This window comes from Spongiibacter sp. UBA1325 (assembly GCF_002306875.1).
Classification (GTDB): domain Bacteria; phylum Pseudomonadota; class Gammaproteobacteria; order Pseudomonadales; family Spongiibacteraceae; genus Spongiibacter; species Spongiibacter marinus.
On sequence record NZ_DBTD01000010.1, the window covers coordinates 108,543 to 125,927 of the forward strand.

The following is a 17,385-nucleotide window of genomic DNA, read 5'->3' on the forward strand; positions in this document are numbered from 1 at the left end:
TTTGGTTACGGTATTTCAACAATCTAAAGTAAGGCCTAAGAAGTGAGTCAAGAGAAAAATCGCGGTCGCAGTAAGAGCGAGGAAAAACGCCGCTTAATCATTGATGCGGCAGGCGACCTATTTATGGAGCAAGGCTATGAAAATGCCAGCATGGACGGTATCGCCAAGCTCGCGGGCGTCTCTAAGCAGACGCTCTACAGCCATTTTGGCGGCAAAGAGCAACTATTTAGCGCCGCGATTGAATGCAAATGCGAGGAGTACCAACTCGACTCCAGCCTGAGCAACACCGACAACAACTACCGAGACAGCCTGCAGGAATTTTGCGAGCAGCTTGCCCGCCTACTGGTAAGCCCTGAGGCCTTGCAGGTTTTCCGTGTATGTGTGGCAGAGGCTGACCGCACAGAGGTCGGCAACTTGTTTTGGCAGGCAGGCCCTGAAAGAATCCGCAATCAACTGCACGTTTTTCTGAATAAACAATGTCAGTTGGGCAATTTGGTTATTCCCAATATCGACCAAGCCTGTAGCCAATTGATTGCCATGCTCCACGGTGAGGCTCACGCCTGCGCCCTACTCGGCATGCCCTGCGATGAAAGCAATAGAGACCTGTCGAATTACAGCCGCGCCTGCGTTGATATGTTTCTCTGCCGCTACGAGGCCTGATCGTCCTCTTTCAATGCCTTAGGCGGCGCTACCCACCCCGGCGGTAATTTAATCACCGGCTTCTGCAATAGCGCGCTATTCGGGTAGGTGATCGTGCCACCGTCGTCGCGCCGAATCAGCACATGGAACGAGGCAATTTCCACTATCTCGCCGGAAATATCTTCATCGGCATCAACCACCTTTACTCGGTCGCCAACCCGGTACGGGAAGGCAAAGAAGATAATCACCCCCGCCGTTAAATGACTCAGAATCGACCACTGAGCAAACAGGGCAATACCAATTACTGCGAGCACAGAACTGAGGAAGATATACACCTGGTGATACCCCAGGCCCAGCACGAAACATGCCGCCAATATAGAGAGAAGCACCATAGAAAAGTTGAGTAGCTTGCGCAGCGCAAACACTCGGCGGCTCGCTATCGAGCGCCGCTCAGCAAAATCGTCCACCAGTCGATTAAGGGCTCTATTGAAATAAATAAGGGCCACAACCACAGCAATGGCCAACAGTGCCTTAAGCATTTGCTATTTCCTTCTCACTGAGTTTTTTTCGGGCGCTTTAATGCCCGCAACTGGGATAACGCGTCACTGTCTCGGCGGTACTGACAGCGCTCAAAGGCGCTGCTAAACGCGGCAAACCACGGCGCCCACTCCGGTGCTTGCTCACCGACCCGCCGAGAAAAAGCAGCAACCGTTTCCCCTGGCTCACGCCGCAGGCCCGTTCGCCGAGCCAGTCGCCGACACGCCGTATGATAATAACGCAATGCCGGCTCGCGGCGAGACGCACGCCAGGCGGGTTTGAACATCATTAATGCCACAAGTGCCATCGGCAATGCACCAAATATCAATAAACCCACCAACATCCGCTTAACACTGATCCCTCCCATCAGCGACGACAGCACACCACTCTGACGCTCGCTATCGTAATTCAGCACCCAATTTGCCCATGCGTAGTTCACGCTATCCAAGTACAGCCGTATATCCCGCGCCCAGTCAAAGCGTCGCAAAGACAGCGGTGATTTACCGAGAAAGCCCTGTTGCGCACTCAGCATAGAATCTGCACCCAATGCCACACGATCCGGCGCGACTGTCGATGTTGGATCAATTCGCTGCCAGCCTCGCGCTGGTAACCATACTTCGGCCCAGGCGTGGGCATCACTCTGGTGAACCAATAAATAGTTGTCGGTGGTATTGACCTCGCCACCTTGATAGCCCACTACCAGCCTTGATGGCACACCGGCGGCGCGCATCAAGAATACAAAGCTGCCGGCGTAATGCTCGCAAAAGCCCTGCCGGCTCTCAAAAAGGAACTCGTCGACATTGTCCCGCCCCAATAACGCCGGCTTGAGCGTATAGTCAAACGGGCTATCCCTAAAATACCGCAGCGCGGCAGCGACGCGATCAGCAGGGTTCGGGTATTGTCGCGCCCACTGCAAGGCCAGTTCCCGCGCTCTTGGGCTATCGTTCCCGGGCAGTCGCAGGTTTCGCTGCAATACACGATTGCTGGCCTCGGTTCGCGGTTGCGTCAGCACAGAATCCACCACGTACTGAAGGCGCCCGGTCAGCGGCGCTTTTGGCAACCACTGATAGGCGCCAGCGTATCGAATATCATCCCGGTTTACCCGCGCGACCGGCAAGCTGTAAAGCCACTCATGAGCCCCCGGCTCCAGCGTGACCACGTAGCGCTGTCTCTCCCCTTGTAAAGGCGGTGGTGGTGGCGTTGTCAGTCGCCCCATGCGGTTGACCGTCCACCGCTGGGAATCGTAATTTTCAAGCACCAATCCGCGCCAATAGCGCTGCGACGGGGGAGGTAATTGGCCGCCTTCAAAGCGCACACGAAAGGCTAATGCAGCGTTTTGACTCAGCTCCGCAATATCCCCAAAACGCAGCTCATCCGACATACCGGTCTGGGCCTTTGCGCTAGGCAAAGGCATGGACCACAGCGGGCCAATGCGCGGAAATACCAAAAACAGGAAGAGCATTAGCGGTAAGGCCTGGATCAACATCAGCGCTGAAAGGCGCACACTCGCGGCAATAGCAGGCTTTTCTCGATACAACATTTGCTGGGCAGCAAGTATCGCCAGCAGTTGTAAAACGGCAACGGGCACCGCGTTGATCTGCTGCTCGAAAAGAAAGCGGCAGGCAACCACGAAATAGCACAGCAGCAGTACCAACCAGTGATCGCGGCGCTGTTTCAGCTCCAGGACTTTGAGAATGACGGCCAGCACCAGTGTTGCCACCATTGGCTCTAGCGCTAACCACTGGCGATATTGCAAGTAAATGCCCGCGACAGAGAACACCACCAAGCCCACTTTCACCAGTGCCGACGGAAAGCTCCAAGCCGCTGTCACAATGCGCCAATACCACCACGCCGCCGCGCCCCAGACCAAGACCATCCAAATCGGTATGGTTGGCGCCAAGGGCGCAATCGCGGCGAGCTGCGCCAGCAACAGCCACATAACAGCGGGGGCAGAAGTTCTGGTCACCGGCCTGCCTCTGCGGGATAAATGGCCAGTTCGCGCAACACCGCAGCGAGATGGGCAGGCCCCTGGCCCGCCGAAATATCCGCGGTCGGTAAATGAAGGGAAAACGGTAACTCTCGGCGGTCACATTCCAGCGCCCAGGCACACAGCGTGCTCAACCGATCCTCCACCGCCAATTCGGGCAAACTCTCCCAATCCAACGATAGGTCATCGGCCCTGCTCTCTTCGTAGCGCTTGCTAAACAAGCCCTGTCCTTTGGCATATGCCTTCCAAAAAATACGTCGCGGCGATTCACCCGGCTGGTATCGTTCGAAACCGCTGAACTCGTCGCTGTCACTGCGCATATCGAACACCTCTCCGTGCCCATCACCGCGCGCGCTGCTCATGAGTGGCCGCAGCGCTCTCGGGCGCGGGTACACCAAGCAGTGCCAGTCCAGAGCCGGCATTGCCCAGCAACGAATCACGCCCAATGGGTAATCAGAGCGAACTTGTATGCGGCCGGGATAGAGCCTCCCACGGCGCGGTGCCGGACAGGGCACCCTAATTTCAACGCCCTCGCCTTTGGCTAACTCGCTCACCTGCTTGCGTTGCTGGGGGAAACCAACCTGCAACTGGAAGCGCGGGCGTTGCTGGCTGTTGATATGAACGTGAAAATGCGCGGTATCACCAGCGAAAACCGGTTCACAGGCACCCGCCCGAATCTGCAAACCCGACAGATTGGTGTAGGTGTGCAGAATCACCACTAATAACAAGCTGAACAGCAGGAATGCCAGCGCAAAAATAAGGTTGTTTTGGTAGTTAATGGCCAGCAGTAGCAAGCCCGATAGCATCAGTAAAAAACCGAGACCTGCTGAGGATGGGAAAATGAAGATCTTATTCTGATTCAGTACCCACGCGTTGCGCCGGGGGTTTCGCTTATCCAGCCACGCCTCGAAGCGTCGCTGAATTGCCGAGCGCAATGCTGACATGGCTAGGCCAGTACCGATACCTGCGCGAGCATCTTTGCAACCAGCTCGGCGCCATCGGCATTGCTATCTGCTGCAGGCTGCAAACGGTGCGCCGCCACCGGCTCTAACACAGCCTGCACATCGTCGGGCAGCAGGTAGTCCCGACCCTCGAGCAAGGCCCACGCCTTAGCACACTGCAGCAGGGCGAGACCAGCGCGCGTCGAGAGACCAAAGGCTATTTCGGCATCCTGACGGCTAAAAGCGATGAGGCGCTGAATGTAGCTGACAACGCTACTGCGCACCTCCACTCGTTTTACCAATTCCTGCAAACGCTGTATTTGCGCGTCATCGAGGCAACTTGGGAGCGTCGTCAGCATCTCTCTAGGGTCACCGCCCTCCAGTAGCTGTCTCTCGGAGCGCTCGTCGGGATAGCCGAGGGAAATACGCATTAAGAAGCGGTCAAGCTGGGACTCGGGCAGCGGAAAAGTGCCCGACTGAAACCATGGGTTCTGCGTTGCAATAACGAAAAAGGGTTTTGGCAAGGAGCGCGTTTCCCCTTCAGTGGTCACCCTGCCCTCTGCCATCGCTTCCAACAGCGCACTCTGGGTTTTGGGGCTCGCCCGGTTGATCTCATCAACGAGCAAAAACTGGGTGAATACCGGGCCGGGGTGGAAGTGAAAGGCGTTACTATTGCGGTCAAATACCGACACGCCAAGAATGTCCGATGGCAGCATGTCACTGGTGAATTGCACTCTGCGGTAAGCCAAACCGGTCACCGCCGCAAAGGCCTGAGAGAGCGTCGTTTTACCGACACCAGGCAAATCCTCGACCAGCAAGTGTCCGCCAGCAAGCAAACAACACATTGCCTGCTGTATCTGCCGATCCTTACCCAGCAGAACGCTTCCAATCTCTGCGCGCGCGGCGCTCAGCTGTTCCAGATCAGACGGCATCTAGCCCTCTCTGCAAATCGGCCTTGAGATCGGTGAGCTCTTCCAGGCCCACGGCAAGCCGGATCAAATTGTCACTGATGCCGCTCTCGGCGCGCTGCGCGTCACTGAGACGGCCATGAGTGGTGGTCGCTGGATGAACAATCGTGGTCTTTGCATCACCCAAATTGGCGGTGATTGACACCAAGCGGGTAGCATCGATAAAGCGCCAGGCGGCATCGCGCTGCCCTCTCACGGTGAAAGACAATACACCACCAAAGGCTTTTTGTTGCTGCGCTGCAAGTTTGTGCCCTGGGTGCGAGGGCAAACCGGCATAATAGACCGTTTCAATCTTATCTTGCTGCGCTAACCATTGCGCCAGTGCCAGCGCACTCGCACTGTGCGCCATCATACGCAGACGCAATGTTTCCAGGCCTTTTAAAAATACCCAGGCATTGAAAGGGCTCATTGTCGGGCCGGCGGTGCGGATAAACCCGAGGACCTCATCCATATGTTCGCGGCGCCCAACCACAGCGCCACCTACGCATCGTCCCTGGCCATCGAGATATTTGGTCGCCGAATGCACGACGATATCGGCGCCCAGGGCCAAGGGCTGCTGTAGCGCAGGGGTGCAGAAACAGTTGTCGACCACCAGCAAACTGTCGCTCGCTTTTGCAAGCGCTGCCATCGCCGCAATATCGGCGACTTCGGCCAAGGGGTTGGAGGGCGACTCCAGAAACAACAGGCGAGTCTGTGGGCGAATCGCATCGCGCCACGCGTCCATATCCAGCGGCGAAACAAAGCTGGTTTCAACGCCAAGCTTGGCCATGTACTTGCTCAGCAAGTTGGTAGTGGTGCCAAACACACTGCGCGAGCAAACGATGTGATCGCCGGCTTTTAACAGTGCGATACAGGTGCTGAGAATCGCTGCCATGCCCGACGAGGTCGCCACAGCCGCCTCACCACCTTCTAGCGCGGCAATACGCTCTTCAAATGTGCGAACGGTGGGATTGGTATAGCGGGAGTAGACATTGCCTGGCTGCTCACCGGAAAAGCGCGCAGCGGCTTCTTCCGCAGAGGCAAACACGTAGCTGGACGTGGTAAAAATAGGCTCGGCGTGCTCACCTTCAACGGTGCGGCGCTGCCCCGCCCTGACAGCCAGGGTATCCAACTCGCACTCAGCGAGCACATCGAGGCGCTGCTGTTGGTAATCCGGTTCTGTCATAGTTGGCGCTCCCTACGACACATCGTTGTGTAAGCCTACCAGGGCACCATCGCCCACCGCCGCGTTACGCGCAGTTTGCTTACTGTCGTTGCGATCGGCAGCCAATTTATCCAGATAGGCCTGGTCGACATCGCCCGTGACGTAATTGCCGTCGAATACTGCGCAGTCAAAGGCGTCGATGTTGGGGTTGCCCTCTGCGGAACACTCCACTAGGTCATCCAGGTCTTGATACAGCAGCCAGTCTGCCCCTATTTCCTTTTCGATCTCTTCAACGCTGCGATCATTGGCGATCAGCTCCTGCGCCGATGGCATGTCGATACCGTAAACATTGGGGTAACGAACCGGTGGCGCAGCCGAGGCAAAATACACCTTCCGCGCACCCGCATCTCTGGCCATTTCAATAATTTGCTGGCAGGTGGTACCACGCACAATGGAGTCGTCTACCAGCATCACGTTCTTGCCTTTGAATTCCAGGCCAATGGCGTTGAGCTTCTGTTTAACCGACTTCTTGCGCGCGCTCTGGCCCGGCATGATGAACGTACGACCGATATAGCGGTTCTTCACCAAGCCTTCACGGAATTTAACGCCGAGAACCGAGGCCATGGACTGGGCAGCGATACGGCTGGAGTCTGGAATGGGTACGACAACATCAATATCGTGATCCGGGCGCTCGCGCAGAACCTTCTCAGCCAGGCGCTCACCCTGACGAAGGCGCGACTTGTACACCGATACGCCATCCATGATCGAGTCAGGTCGGGCAAAGTATACGTGCTCAAAGATGCAGGGGCGGCAATGCGTCTCCGCCGCGCATTGGCGAACGGTGATCTCGCCCGCGTGACTTATGTAGACGGCTTCGCCGGGTGCAACATCGGCCACCAGCTGAAAACCCAGGGCATCCAGAGCTACGCTTTCCGACGCGAGCATGTACTCCTTGCCCTGTGCAGTTTCACGCACACCGTAAACCAGGGGGCGAATGCCGTTGGGGTCGCGAAAGCCAACAACGCCGTAGTTTGCGATCATTGCCACTACCGCATAGCCACCACGACAGCGTTTATGTACGCCCGCGACCGCAGCGAAAATATCGTCGTCGCTCGGCACCAGTTTGCCCAACTTTTGCAGCTCGTGAGCAAAGACATTCAGCAGAACCTCCGAGTCTGACTCCGTGTTCAAGTGGCGGAGGTCCGACTGGAATAACTCTTGCGACAGTTGCTGAGAGTTGGTCAGGTTACCGTTGTGGGCCAGGCTAATGCCGTAGGGTGAATTCACGTAAAACGGCTGTGCCAGCGCCGGGCTTGAACTGCCCGCTGTTGGGTAGCGCACGTGAGCAATCCCCATGGTGCCCACCAGGCGCTGCATATGCCGCGTGTGGAAAACATCCCGCACCAGGCCATTACCCTTGCGTTGGTTCAGGCGGCCATCCTGGCAAGTAACGATGCCCGCAGCGTCCTGGCCACGATGCTGGAGTACAGTCAGGGCATCATAGAGATCCTGATTGACGTTGCGTTTGGCGACGATGCCAGCGATACCACACATGCAGCCTTACCTCGTTGTTGCATATTGGTTAAATTAGCGGTGAGCATCCCACAATGAGGACACCCAGCCGACGAGATCGTGAAAACTTTGTTCAGACCAGTCTCTCATCAATAGAAACTCAGGAATCAGTGTCGACTCCTGCCACCATTGGTCGTTTTCAATGCCGGTGAGTAATGACGGCAGTAGCACCAAGGCCGCAAGCACCACAATCATTCCTCTGGTGGTGCCAAAAATCATGCCCAACAGCCGGTCGGTGCCGCTCAAACCACTGCGTTTAACGACTTCGGCAATCAGGTGAGTCGCCAGGCTCCCCAGTACCAGCGCCCCCGTGAACAACAGCACGTAAGCGAGAATATCGCGCAGGTACGGCTTATCGACCAGAGGTGCCAACACCTCGACCATTTGCATGTGGAATGCAACGGCAATAAAAAAGGCGACCGCCCATGACACAAGGGATAGCGCCTCGCGGACAAAGCCGCGCAGTAAGCTGATCAGTGAAGAAACAATGACGACAGCAAGGATGGCCCAATCAGCCCAATTAAAGCTCGTCAGCACCGCGTGCGACTCCAGCGACCCGTGAAGGGGCGAATTCTACCAAGCTGTGCAGCCCAGCCCAAGCGTTTATCCTTCAAAGCGGCTGAGTATCGACTTCAGCGAGAAGCGGCGGTTGATTTCCGCTTGCAAGGCCTCGGCGCGCTCACGACTCAGAGCCGGCCCAACAAGTACCCGATAAAGCGTTCTATCGCCGCGCTTCAAGGGCTCGCTGTAAGCTTTATAGCCGCCCTTGCGCAGGCGCTGCACAAGATTGTCAGCGTTACTTTGCTGGCCAAAACTGCCACATTGAATCACCCAGGCAACAGGCAAGCCGCGTGCTTCCTTACTGGGTTCAGCGGGCGGTGTTTTGCTAACGGTTGGCGCGGCTGGTTTGGCAGCCGGTGTAGTTGGTGCTGGTCGGCTATCGGTCGCTACTTTCTTTTTAGTTACTTCGTTTTGCGATACCGGCGGTCGCTCTGGCAGCGCCGCTGCCGCTTTTACACCATCGCCACTGTAGCGACCATCGCTGGGCTCGAGCACTTGCTGCGGCTCAACGATCGGCGCCAACGCCGAGGGGATATCTTTGGGCTTCTGGGGCTCTTGGACTTCGGGGGCCTCAATGCGCGGCGCCGGCGGGATTTGTGTACTGCGATCCAATTTGTACTCGGCGGGCCCCGTAAAGAGTAGCGACCAAAGTATCACACCACCACAAAGCAAAACCAAAGTTCCAACTAATCGCTGTCTCATCATTAGTGCAAAGTCTCAACAAAAGCGGTAGCAGGCATCGCTTGCATAACCGCCGAAACGGTAAAGAACGAGCCGAATACGACCAAACAGTCCCTGTCACACAGCGTCGCCCGAATAGCAGGTAAGGCGCTGGCAACATCACCAACAGTGTGTACTGCAGCGCTATCAACACCTTCATTTAACAAGTGACGCGCCAACACAGCTGGCGCCATCGCCCGCGCTATGCCAGGTAATTCCGGCAAGTACCACTGATCAATATAGGGGCTTAGCTCCCTCAAGCTCCCCGCTATTTTTTTATCTTCCATCACCGCCAGCACGGCTGTGCACTTGCCACCGTTGGGCATGTCGGCCAACTGCTTGGCCAAGCGCGACAGGGCCGCTGGGTTGTGGGCAACATCGAGCAGCAAACCATGCTCACGCAAGGGCAGCACTTCCCCGCGGGCAGCGATGTGAACCTGCGCTAAGCCCTCTCGAATCGCCGTTTCACTGACCGGTAGTTCAAACAGACAAACAGCTTGCAGGACTGCTGCCGCGTTGTCCAACATCACCGGCGGCAGCGGTAGTGATCGCAGCGAGCGCTCAGAGCCATCTCGTCGCTGCCCCCGCCAATGCCAGCAACCTGCGGCCTCTTCGAAGAAAAACTCACTGCCCCGAGCGTAGAGCGGCGCATCAAGTTGCTGCGCAATATCGACGACCGCCGCACTGCTGCGCGGATCACCGAAGATCAGCGGTGTGTTCTCCCTGGCAATGCCGGCTTTCTCGCGAGCGATGGTTTCTCTGTCATTACCCAACCATGCCTCGTGGTCGAGATCCACGGAGCTGATCAAAGCGAGATCGGCATCGACAATATTGACGGCGTCCAAGCGCCCTCCTAAGCCGACTTCAAGAATCAGGACATCCAGCTGAGCGTCGGAGAAAAGCTGCAGCGCAGCAAGGGTGCCAAATTCGAAAAAGCTCAGCGACAATGAGCCGCTAGCCCGGTCGACCTTGTCGAAAGCTCGTACAAGGGCGGCATCTGCCACCTCTTCACCATCAATACGAACCCGCTCGTTATAGCGCAGTAAATGCGGTGAGGTATAGGCCCCCACCCGGTAACCTTCTGCCTCCAATATTGCCGACAACAATGCCACACAGGAGCCTTTGCCATTGGTACCTGCGACGGTGATCACCGGCATGGTGAGCGCAAGATTCATTTGCTGAAAGACCTCTGAAACACGGTCTAGGCCGAGGTCAATCTGGCGAGGGTGCTGCGCCTCCATCCATTGCAACCAGTCTTGCAACTGCACAAACCGCATGGGGCGCTTACCTGTTTAGTTTTGGTAGAAAGTGAGGTTACCCAGCACTCTGGCAAGGGTGTCGCGCATATCTGCACGACGAACAATCATATCTATGGCGCCATGTTCCAGCAAAAACTCGCTGCGCTGGAAGCCCGGCGGGAGTTTTTGACGAATGGTCTGCTCGATGATATTCGGCCCAGCAAACCCAGCGCGAGCGCCCGGCTCTGCCACATTGATGTCGCCAAGCAGTGCCAAACTGGCAGAGACACCGCCATAAATTGGATCGGTCATTACCGAGATATAGGGCACTCCATTTTGCTTGAGGCGCTCAAGTACGGCACTGGTCTTCGCCATTTGCATCAAAGAAATCAGTGCTTCCTGCATGCGCGCTCCGCCAGATGCGGAAAAGCACACCAACGGACGGCGCTCTTGCAGGGCGATGTTCGCAGCCTGGGTGAACTTCTCCCCCACTGCCGAGCCCATCGAACCACCGTGGAAATTAAACTCGAAAGCCACCGTCACAACAGGTACGTCTTTCACTGTGCCTTTATAGGCAATAAGAGCGTCTTTTTCGCCCGTGCTTTTCTGCGCCGCGGCGAGGCGGTCTTTGTACTTTTTCTTGTCTTTGAACTTCAGGCGGTCAACAGGCTCGATGCCACTGAGAATCTCTTCGCGACCCTGCTCGTCCAAAAACAGTGCGATCCGGCGTCGGGCGCCAATGCGCATATGGTGGTCACACTTCGGACATACATCCTGATTTTCTTCAAGCTCAGGCCGGTATAACACCGCCTCACACTTTACACACTTCTTCCACAACCCTTCTGGAACAACACCGCCCGACTTCCGCTTTTCCGAAGGATCTGAACGGCGCACCCCTGAGGGCAGAATTTTATCAACCCAGCTCATTGTTATTTCCTGTCTGTTATCGTGCTTTTAGTTTTTACTGTGGCGCCGCTTCAAACGTCGGCTACCGCATCTATGGCTTTGCGAATATCGGCGATCAGTGACACCGCCTCCGCTATTTGTTTGTCAGTATCTGCAGCGTTATCCCATTTGGCAAGACGGTCCACCAGTGCACTACCGACCACAACGCCCTCACACAAGGGCGCAATCGCCGACGCAGACTCACCGTCTTTAATACCGAAACCAACGGTTACCGGAAGATCGCTATGCTGGCGAATGCGCTGCATTTGCTCACGCACGCTGACTATGTCTAAGTGACCCGCACCAGTGACGCCCTTTAAGGACACGCAGTACAGGTAGCCACTCGCCAAAGCGGCCACTTTCGCAACGCGCTGATCGCTACTCGTTGGCGCTAGCAAAAAGATGTTATCCATACCAGCGTCACGCAACAACTGACTGGTTTCTCCGGCTTCCTCCGGGGGCATGTCAACAGTGAGCAGCCCGTCAACGCCTGCCTGCTTGGCGCGCTCGGCAAACTGCGAATAACCCATGTGCTCAACCGGATTGGTGTAGCCCATCAACACCACGGGGGTGTCCGCGTTGGTTTGGCGAAACGCCGTCACCATCTCCAATACTTGGGAGAGCGACACATGGTGTTCCAACGCGCGCTCGTGAGCCAGCTGAATGGTAGGCCCCTCAGCCATGGGGTCTGAAAATGGTACCCCCAGCTCAATAATGTCTGCACCGCTGTCGACCAGCGCATGCATCAGCGAGACCGTATGCTGCGGCGCAGGATCACCCGCAACAATATATGGCACCAGGGCTTTAGCACCGCGCTCGGCAAGTTGTTCAAATACTTTCGCTAGACGACTCAATGTCCTTCCCCGTCAATCAATTCCAATGCCGTCAATGCCGGCTACCGTATGAATATCCTTATCTCCGCGCCCGGATAAATTCACCACAATGCTTTGATCTGGGCGCATTGTTGCGGCCAGCTTCTCCGCGTAAGCGATGGCGTGGCTGGACTCCAGTGCCGGCATAATACCTTCAACTAAGGTGAGCTTACGGAAGGCATCGAGCGCTTCATCGTCGTTAATTGCCACGTAATTAACGCGGCCAATGTCTTTCAACCATGAGTGCTCAGGGCCAACACCGGGGTAATCCAAGCCGGCAGATACTGAGTGCGTATGAATAATCTGCCCGGCTTCATCCTGCATCAAGTAGGTGCGGTTGCCGTGTAATACCCCCGGGGTGCCATCGCTGAGCGGCGCAGCGTGCTCACCGGTGGCAACGCCGTGTCCACCCGCTTCTACGCCGTACATCGCCACGGATTTATCATCGAGGAAGGGGTGGAACAAACCAATGGCATTCGACCCACCGCCGACACAGGCGACCAGGGCGTCGGGCAGTTTGCCGGTCTGCTCCAGGTGTTGCTCACGCGCTTCGCGACCAATGACCGATTGAAAGTCGCGCACCAGCATCGGATAAGGGTGCGGGCCGGCCGCCGTACCGATAATGTAAAACGTATCATCTACATTAGTAACCCAGTCGCGCATCGCTTCGTTCATCGCGTCTTTAAGCGTGCGTGAACCCGATTTAACCGAGATCACTTCGGCACCAAGTAACTTCATTCGATACACGTTCAGCGCCTGACGACGAATATCCTCTTCGCCCATAAATACCTGGCATTCCATGCCTAGACGGGCCGCAACGGTAGCCGAGGCGACACCGTGCTGGCCGGCGCCAGTTTCCGCAATCACGCGCTTTTTGCCCATGTACTTGGCAAGCAGGGCCTGACCGATGGTGTTGTTAACTTTGTGAGCCCCGGTGTGGTTTAGGTCCTCACGTTTCAGGTAGATCTGCGCCCCGCCGACTTCACGAGACCAGCGCTCAGCGTGATACAGCGGTGATGGTCGACCTACATAGTAGGCAAGATCGCGATCGAACTCCGCCCGAAACTCAGGGTCCTGGCTCAAGCGCTGGTAATTCTCAGCAAGTTCATCCAAGGCAAAAATCAGCGTCTCCGACACAAAACGGCCACCATAAGGGCCGAAATGCCCCTCCGCATTGGGGAACTGGCTAAAATCAACGTGCTCTTGCTGCTTACTCACTCAATACTCCCGTCGGTCTGCTTCTGCGACCGCTTGAAAAAACTGCCGAATACGCTCGGCGCACTTAACACCGGGCGCACTTTCCACTCCGCCACTGACATCCACCGCCCAAGGACGACAACTCGCAATCGCCGCGCCGACGTTTTCACTGTTCAAGCCACCGGCTAACAGCAGCGGAAACGCCCTTTGCGTCGGAATCTTTTGCCAGTCGAAGACCTCGCCTGTGCCGCCTGGAACGCCCGGCTTATAGCTGTCGAGCAGAATGGCTCGGGCGCCGCTGTAACTTGCGGCAACACCACTCACATCCATCCCTTCTCGCATTCGCAGTGCGCGCATATAAGGGTGTCCCAGCGATTCACAGAATGCCGGCGACTCATCGCCATGGAACTGCACAAGATCGAGTGGACACACTGCCAAGGTGTCTCGCAACACCTCAATCGGTGCGTCGACAAACAAGCCAACGCTGGTAACAAAGGCGGGCAATTGCGCAATGATGTCAGCGGCCTGTTCAGGGCTCACTGATCGTGGACTCTTTTCATAAAAAACAAAGCCCAACGCGTCTGCACCGGCGTTAACAGCGGCTTGCGCATCTTCCAGCCGGCGAATGCCACAAATTTTTACGCGGGTTCGAAACACTCAGATTCAGCCAAGCTATTAAAGGCTGGAAATACTAGCAAATTTACGGCCTGTCTGCCGCAAATTCAGCACCGAATGAGCGGATAAATTCCGGCCCTGGCGATAGTTGAGGGAGGTCAAACTCGGAAGGGTAATTCACATCTACAAGATACAGGCCGTGGGGTTTAGCCGTAACGCCCCCTTGACTGCGATCTCGACTGGCAAGCACCTCTGCGGTCCAACCAACGGGCTGCGCACCACTCCCCACCGCCACCAAGACGCCGGCGATATTGCGCACCATGTGGTGAAGAAAGGCATTGCCCTGAATATCTATCACAACGTATCGGCCGTGGCGGCTTACGTTGACGTAATGGATATTGCGCATCGGGCTGTGAGACTGGCAGGACGCCGCGCGAAAAGCGCTAAAGTCCTGTTCACCCACCAACACTTGCGCCTCTCGATGCATCAACGCTTCGTCTAATGGCACATCGATATGAGTAACGCCGCCCACCAAGTGCGCGGAGCGCCGCAATTGATTCAGAATTACATAGCGATAACGGCGTGCAGTTGCGGAGAAACGGGCATGAAAATCACCGGCGACAGGGCGCACCCAACGCACAGCGATATCAGTGGGAAGCAAGGCATTACATCCCGCGTGCCACGCCTTAACACTGCGCCCCACCGGGGCATCGAAATGAACGACTTGGTGACTGGCATGAACGCCCGCATCGGTCCTACCCGCGCAAATCACGGTTACCGGGCTAGCCGCAACGGAAGACAGGGCCGACTCCAACGCGTCTTGAATGGTTGCAACCTTTGGCTTGTCCTGGCTCTGCCAACCCCGATAAGCGCCACCTTGATATTCCAGCGCCATGGCTATGCGCGTTCCTTCAGGTAGCGTTTCGGTATCGGCGCGCTCGAATGCTTGCGGCTCGAAACTAGGGGTGCTCAATGTTACTTCAACTGCTCCATTAATGCCTGGGCTGCCGCTTTCTGTTCGTCGCTACCCGCCTCCAGCACTTCATTAATAATATCCCGGGCACCGTCTTCGTCGCCCATGTCGATAAACGCGCGGGCGAGATCCAGCTTGTTCGCAATATCATCACTGTCTGACAACTCAGGCATGTCCTCCTCGGCCGAATCAGCAGAGAATTCATCAAAAACCAAGTCATCCAAATTCAGCGCACCGACCTCGTCGGCGTCGCCCTGAGCTTCGTCGAGCGCCACGCCATCGGTTGACGTTAGCGGCTCCTGATCAGCATCGGCGTCGGCGGCATCGACCACGGTTTCAATGGCCTGGTCCTCGGTGTCTGCCCCGGCATCCTCAGCCAGCGACAAACCCTCTACCTCGGCATCCAAGTCCGCCAATGCGGCGTCGAGATCATCCAATTCAGACAATTCCTCTGCCGCCGCCTCCGGCTGGGGCTCGCTGTCGTCAGTGCTCAACATTGACTCACCGAGGTCGCTGTCTTCTAGACTAAAGTCAAAGTCGCTGAGGTCTGCACCAAGATCATTACCTTCTGCAACCGTGTCGCTCTCTGCAACGGCATCATCGCCAACGGATAATTCGCTCAGGTCTAGATCAGCGTCACCGAGCTCGTCCAGGGCTTCAAAGCTATCGTCGTCCAGCTCCAGGTCGCTGCCTTCTGTCGACAATGCATCCAATTCCAACTCGTCATCACGACCATCGACGTCGAGGCTATCATCGGAAGCAAAATCAAAGTCCTCAAGCCCTTCCAAAACCGGCTCGTCAGCTGCCGTTTCGCTGCCGGTGCTGGAATCATCGTCCAGAGAAAGCGCCTCAGCACCCGCCGCCGAAATCGGGTCAGCTTCCGGCATCGGCGTAGCGTCCACCTCTTCGTCTATGGCCTCGCTGCCATCATCTTCGTGCTGATCTTCTCCGTCCAGAAAGGCCAACTCTTCATCCAGGTTATCGAGAGATTCCAGCTCTTCGGACGCCGCAGACGACGGCTCATCACTTAACCAACCGCTAACACCCTCGATAGCAGACATCGACTCTTTAACGCGCGCCAGCGCATCGGCATCGCCATGCATTTCTAGCTGCTGATAGGCCTCAAGGAAGGCCTCCCGGTCGCGCGTATCCAGATAGATATCAAGCAACTTAACACGCAGCTCGGTGTTTTCCGGCTCATTGGCGATAGCACTCTTCAGTAAGCTCGCCGCCTGATCGTAACGACCATAAGCCACATAGATTTCAGCCTCTGAAATCGCGTCGCCGGTCTGCGGCTGAACCGCCTCTTCCACCGACTCTTCCACTGATTCGCTGCTGGGCTGCTCCGAGAAGTCATCGTTTAAACTGTCGAAATCGAAATCACCGGCAATTTCTTCGGCCGCGGCGTCAGCCTCAGCGCTCGGCTCATCAAGCTCATCGACAGGCGCTAGTTCGTCAGCCGAGGGCGCATCCAGATTATTGAGCGCACCGGCATCGGCAAGTGGTGGTTCGATTTGTGGCTCTGCATCATCGTTGGCGCCAGCTCGGCGACGCACCAACAACAGAAGCAGTAGCAATACACCCAGCCCTGCCGCGGCGTATTGGTATAGCGGCACTAAGTACCACGGCGTCTCTGCCGGCGCTGGCGAGCGCTCCTGCTCGGTAGACATTGGGGGCACTGACTCTGCGGCTTCGCTCGCTACGTCGGCGGCATCAGCGGCAGGTTCGGCGTCACCACCCTCTTCATTCGCATTCGGGGCAGTCGCATTCAGGGCATTGCGCGCCGCCGCCGTAATCTCAGCCTCGCGCTCTTCCAAAGCACGCTGGTCTTCCTCAAGGCTGGCTTCTACCTCGGCAATTTCCGCTGAGATGGCGTTAGCTTCCTCTGTCGCATCAGCAGAGTTGGCCGCCAGGCCAGCCTGCAGCGCGGCCAACTCGCGGTTTTTGAGTGCGATCAACTTTTGCAAGGTATCAACTTGCTTCTCCATTTCTCGCACACGGCTCGCCATGGAGGCATTCTCAAGCTGTACTTGTTCGAGCACTTCTTGCTCTTCGCTCAGTCGGCGACGCAGCTCATCAACCTCTTCACTTGACGCGGTGTCACCCGCACTGCCAATACTAAAGCGCACATCATCACTGGTCGCGGAATCAACTGGTGTTTGTTCTGCCTTTTTTGTTGCGTCGAGTTGAGGTGCCTTTTGCTCGGACGCGGCACCCGCGTCTACGGGAACCGCACTGGAAGTCCGGCGTTGTCGCCAATCTTTCGCTTGCTGCCTAATTGTCTGAAGTGCTGTTTCATGATCGAGCGCGTTAATCTCATCCTCACTGGGGATCTCGAGAACATAACCCGACTTAACGCGGTTGATATTATTACCTATGAAGGCTTCGGGATTTTTGCGCAGCAGCGCGATCATGGTTTGTTCGGTTGTTACAAAGGCGCTAGGGCGAAGCTTTGCCGCCACCTGCCACATCGTAT

16 protein-coding genes are annotated in these 17,385 nt (G+C 56.5%); 1 reads left to right on the forward strand and 15 read right to left on the reverse strand.

Features of this window, described 5'->3' with window-relative positions:
• The first annotated feature begins 42 nt into the window (after window positions 1–42).
• Window positions 43–660 carry a TetR/AcrR family transcriptional regulator gene (locus B3K78_RS12505; RefSeq protein WP_204995754.1) on the forward strand — a complete coding sequence of 206 codons (618 nt, stop codon included), beginning with the start codon at window positions 43–45 and terminating at the stop codon, window positions 658–660.
• Here the strand turns inward: B3K78_RS12505 and B3K78_RS12510 are convergent.
• The 15 genes from B3K78_RS12510 to B3K78_RS12580 all read right to left on the reverse strand — a co-directional run.
• A complete protein-coding gene (locus tag B3K78_RS12510; RefSeq protein WP_204995755.1) occupies window positions 648–1,178 on the reverse strand; it encodes a mechanosensitive ion channel domain-containing protein in 531 nt (176 codons plus the stop codon). The two genes, B3K78_RS12505 and B3K78_RS12510, sit on opposite strands and share 13 nt — an antisense overlap.
• A 14-nt stretch (window positions 1,179–1,192) precedes the next feature.
• Window positions 1,193–3,142: a transglutaminase TgpA family protein gene (locus B3K78_RS12515; RefSeq protein WP_286695715.1), complete on the reverse strand. Its 1,950-nt coding sequence runs from the start codon at window positions 3,140–3,142 to the stop codon at window positions 1,193–1,195.
• The gene (locus tag B3K78_RS12520; RefSeq protein WP_286695716.1) at window positions 3,139–4,107 is read right to left on the reverse strand and encodes a DUF58 domain-containing protein; all 969 of its coding nucleotides are present in this window, start codon (window positions 4,105–4,107) and stop codon (window positions 3,139–3,141) included. The genes B3K78_RS12515 and B3K78_RS12520 overlap by 4 nt, the downstream gene beginning before the upstream one ends.
• Window positions 4,108–4,109: 2 nt before the next feature.
• Complete coding sequence (locus tag B3K78_RS12525) at window positions 4,110–5,036, reverse strand: AAA family ATPase (RefSeq protein WP_286695717.1); 927 nt, start codon at window positions 5,034–5,036, stop codon at window positions 4,110–4,112.
• A complete protein-coding gene (locus tag B3K78_RS12530) occupies window positions 5,026–6,237 on the reverse strand; it encodes an O-succinylhomoserine sulfhydrylase (protein ID WP_286695718.1) in 1,212 nt (403 codons plus the stop codon). The genes B3K78_RS12525 and B3K78_RS12530 overlap by 11 nt, the downstream gene beginning before the upstream one ends.
• A 12-nt stretch (window positions 6,238–6,249) precedes the next feature.
• Window positions 6,250–7,770 carry an amidophosphoribosyltransferase gene (purF, locus tag B3K78_RS12535; RefSeq protein WP_286695719.1) on the reverse strand — a complete coding sequence of 507 codons (1,521 nt, stop codon included), beginning with the start codon at window positions 7,768–7,770 and terminating at the stop codon, window positions 6,250–6,252.
• Between the two features lie 33 nt (window positions 7,771–7,803).
• Window positions 7,804–8,325, reverse strand: coding sequence for a CvpA family protein (locus tag B3K78_RS12540; RefSeq protein WP_051171142.1), 522 nt, complete (start codon window positions 8,323–8,325; stop codon window positions 7,804–7,806).
• A 66-nt stretch (window positions 8,326–8,391) separates the two neighbouring features.
• Entirely contained in the window at window positions 8,392–8,961 is a 570-nt protein-coding gene (locus B3K78_RS12545) for an SPOR domain-containing protein (RefSeq protein ID WP_286695720.1), read from the reverse strand.
• A 92-nt stretch (window positions 8,962–9,053) separates the two neighbouring features.
• Window positions 9,054–10,346 carry a bifunctional tetrahydrofolate synthase/dihydrofolate synthase gene (gene folC, locus B3K78_RS12550; protein WP_286695721.1) on the reverse strand — a complete coding sequence of 431 codons (1,293 nt, stop codon included), beginning with the start codon at window positions 10,344–10,346 and terminating at the stop codon, window positions 9,054–9,056.
• Between the two features lie 15 nt (window positions 10,347–10,361).
• Window positions 10,362–11,234 (reverse strand): acetyl-CoA carboxylase, carboxyltransferase subunit beta, encoded by an 873-nt coding sequence (accD, locus tag B3K78_RS12555; protein WP_027873910.1) that lies wholly within the window; start codon window positions 11,232–11,234, stop codon window positions 10,362–10,364.
• Between the two features lie 50 nt (window positions 11,235–11,284).
• Window positions 11,285–12,106: a tryptophan synthase subunit alpha gene (gene trpA, locus B3K78_RS12560; protein ID WP_286695722.1), complete on the reverse strand. Its 822-nt coding sequence runs from the start codon at window positions 12,104–12,106 to the stop codon at window positions 11,285–11,287.
• Window positions 12,107–12,118: 12 nt separating this feature from the next.
• On the reverse strand, window positions 12,119–13,342 hold the full coding sequence (gene trpB / locus B3K78_RS12565) for a tryptophan synthase subunit beta (RefSeq protein WP_286695723.1): 1,224 nt from the start codon (window positions 13,340–13,342) through the stop codon (window positions 12,119–12,121).
• Window positions 13,343–13,978 (reverse strand): phosphoribosylanthranilate isomerase, encoded by a 636-nt coding sequence (locus tag B3K78_RS12570; RefSeq protein ID WP_286695724.1) that lies wholly within the window; start codon window positions 13,976–13,978, stop codon window positions 13,343–13,345.
• Between the two features lie 43 nt (window positions 13,979–14,021).
• Complete coding sequence (gene truA / locus B3K78_RS12575; RefSeq protein ID WP_239547683.1) at window positions 14,022–14,909, reverse strand: tRNA pseudouridine(38-40) synthase TruA; 888 nt, start codon at window positions 14,907–14,909, stop codon at window positions 14,022–14,024.
• Window positions 14,910–14,911: 2 nt separating this feature from the next.
• On the reverse strand, window positions 14,912–17,385 hold a 2,474-nt coding region (locus B3K78_RS12580), incomplete at its 5' end, for a FimV/HubP family polar landmark protein (RefSeq protein WP_286695725.1).

Coding starts and splice junctions, on each gene's coding strand:
- B3K78_RS12525 (WP_286695717.1), bottom strand. CDS start 5,036: ATGCCGTCTGATCTGGAACAGCTGAGCGCCGCGCGCGCAGAGATTGGA.
- folC (WP_286695721.1), bottom strand. CDS start 10,346: ATGCGGTTTGTGCAGTTGCAAGACTGGTTGCAATGGATGGAGGCGCAG.
- B3K78_RS12510 (WP_204995755.1), bottom strand. CDS start 1,178: ATGCTTAAGGCACTGTTGGCCATTGCTGTGGTTGTGGCCCTTATTTAT.
- B3K78_RS12520 (WP_286695716.1), bottom strand. CDS start 4,107: ATGTCAGCATTGCGCTCGGCAATTCAGCGACGCTTCGAGGCGTGGCTG.
- purF (WP_286695719.1), bottom strand. CDS start 7,770: ATGTGTGGTATCGCTGGCATCGTCGCCAAACGCAACGTCAATCAGGAT.
- accD (WP_027873910.1), bottom strand. CDS start 11,234: ATGAGCTGGGTTGATAAAATTCTGCCCTCAGGGGTGCGCCGTTCAGAT.
- B3K78_RS12530 (WP_286695718.1), bottom strand. CDS start 6,237: ATGACAGAACCGGATTACCAACAGCAGCGCCTCGATGTGCTCGCTGAG.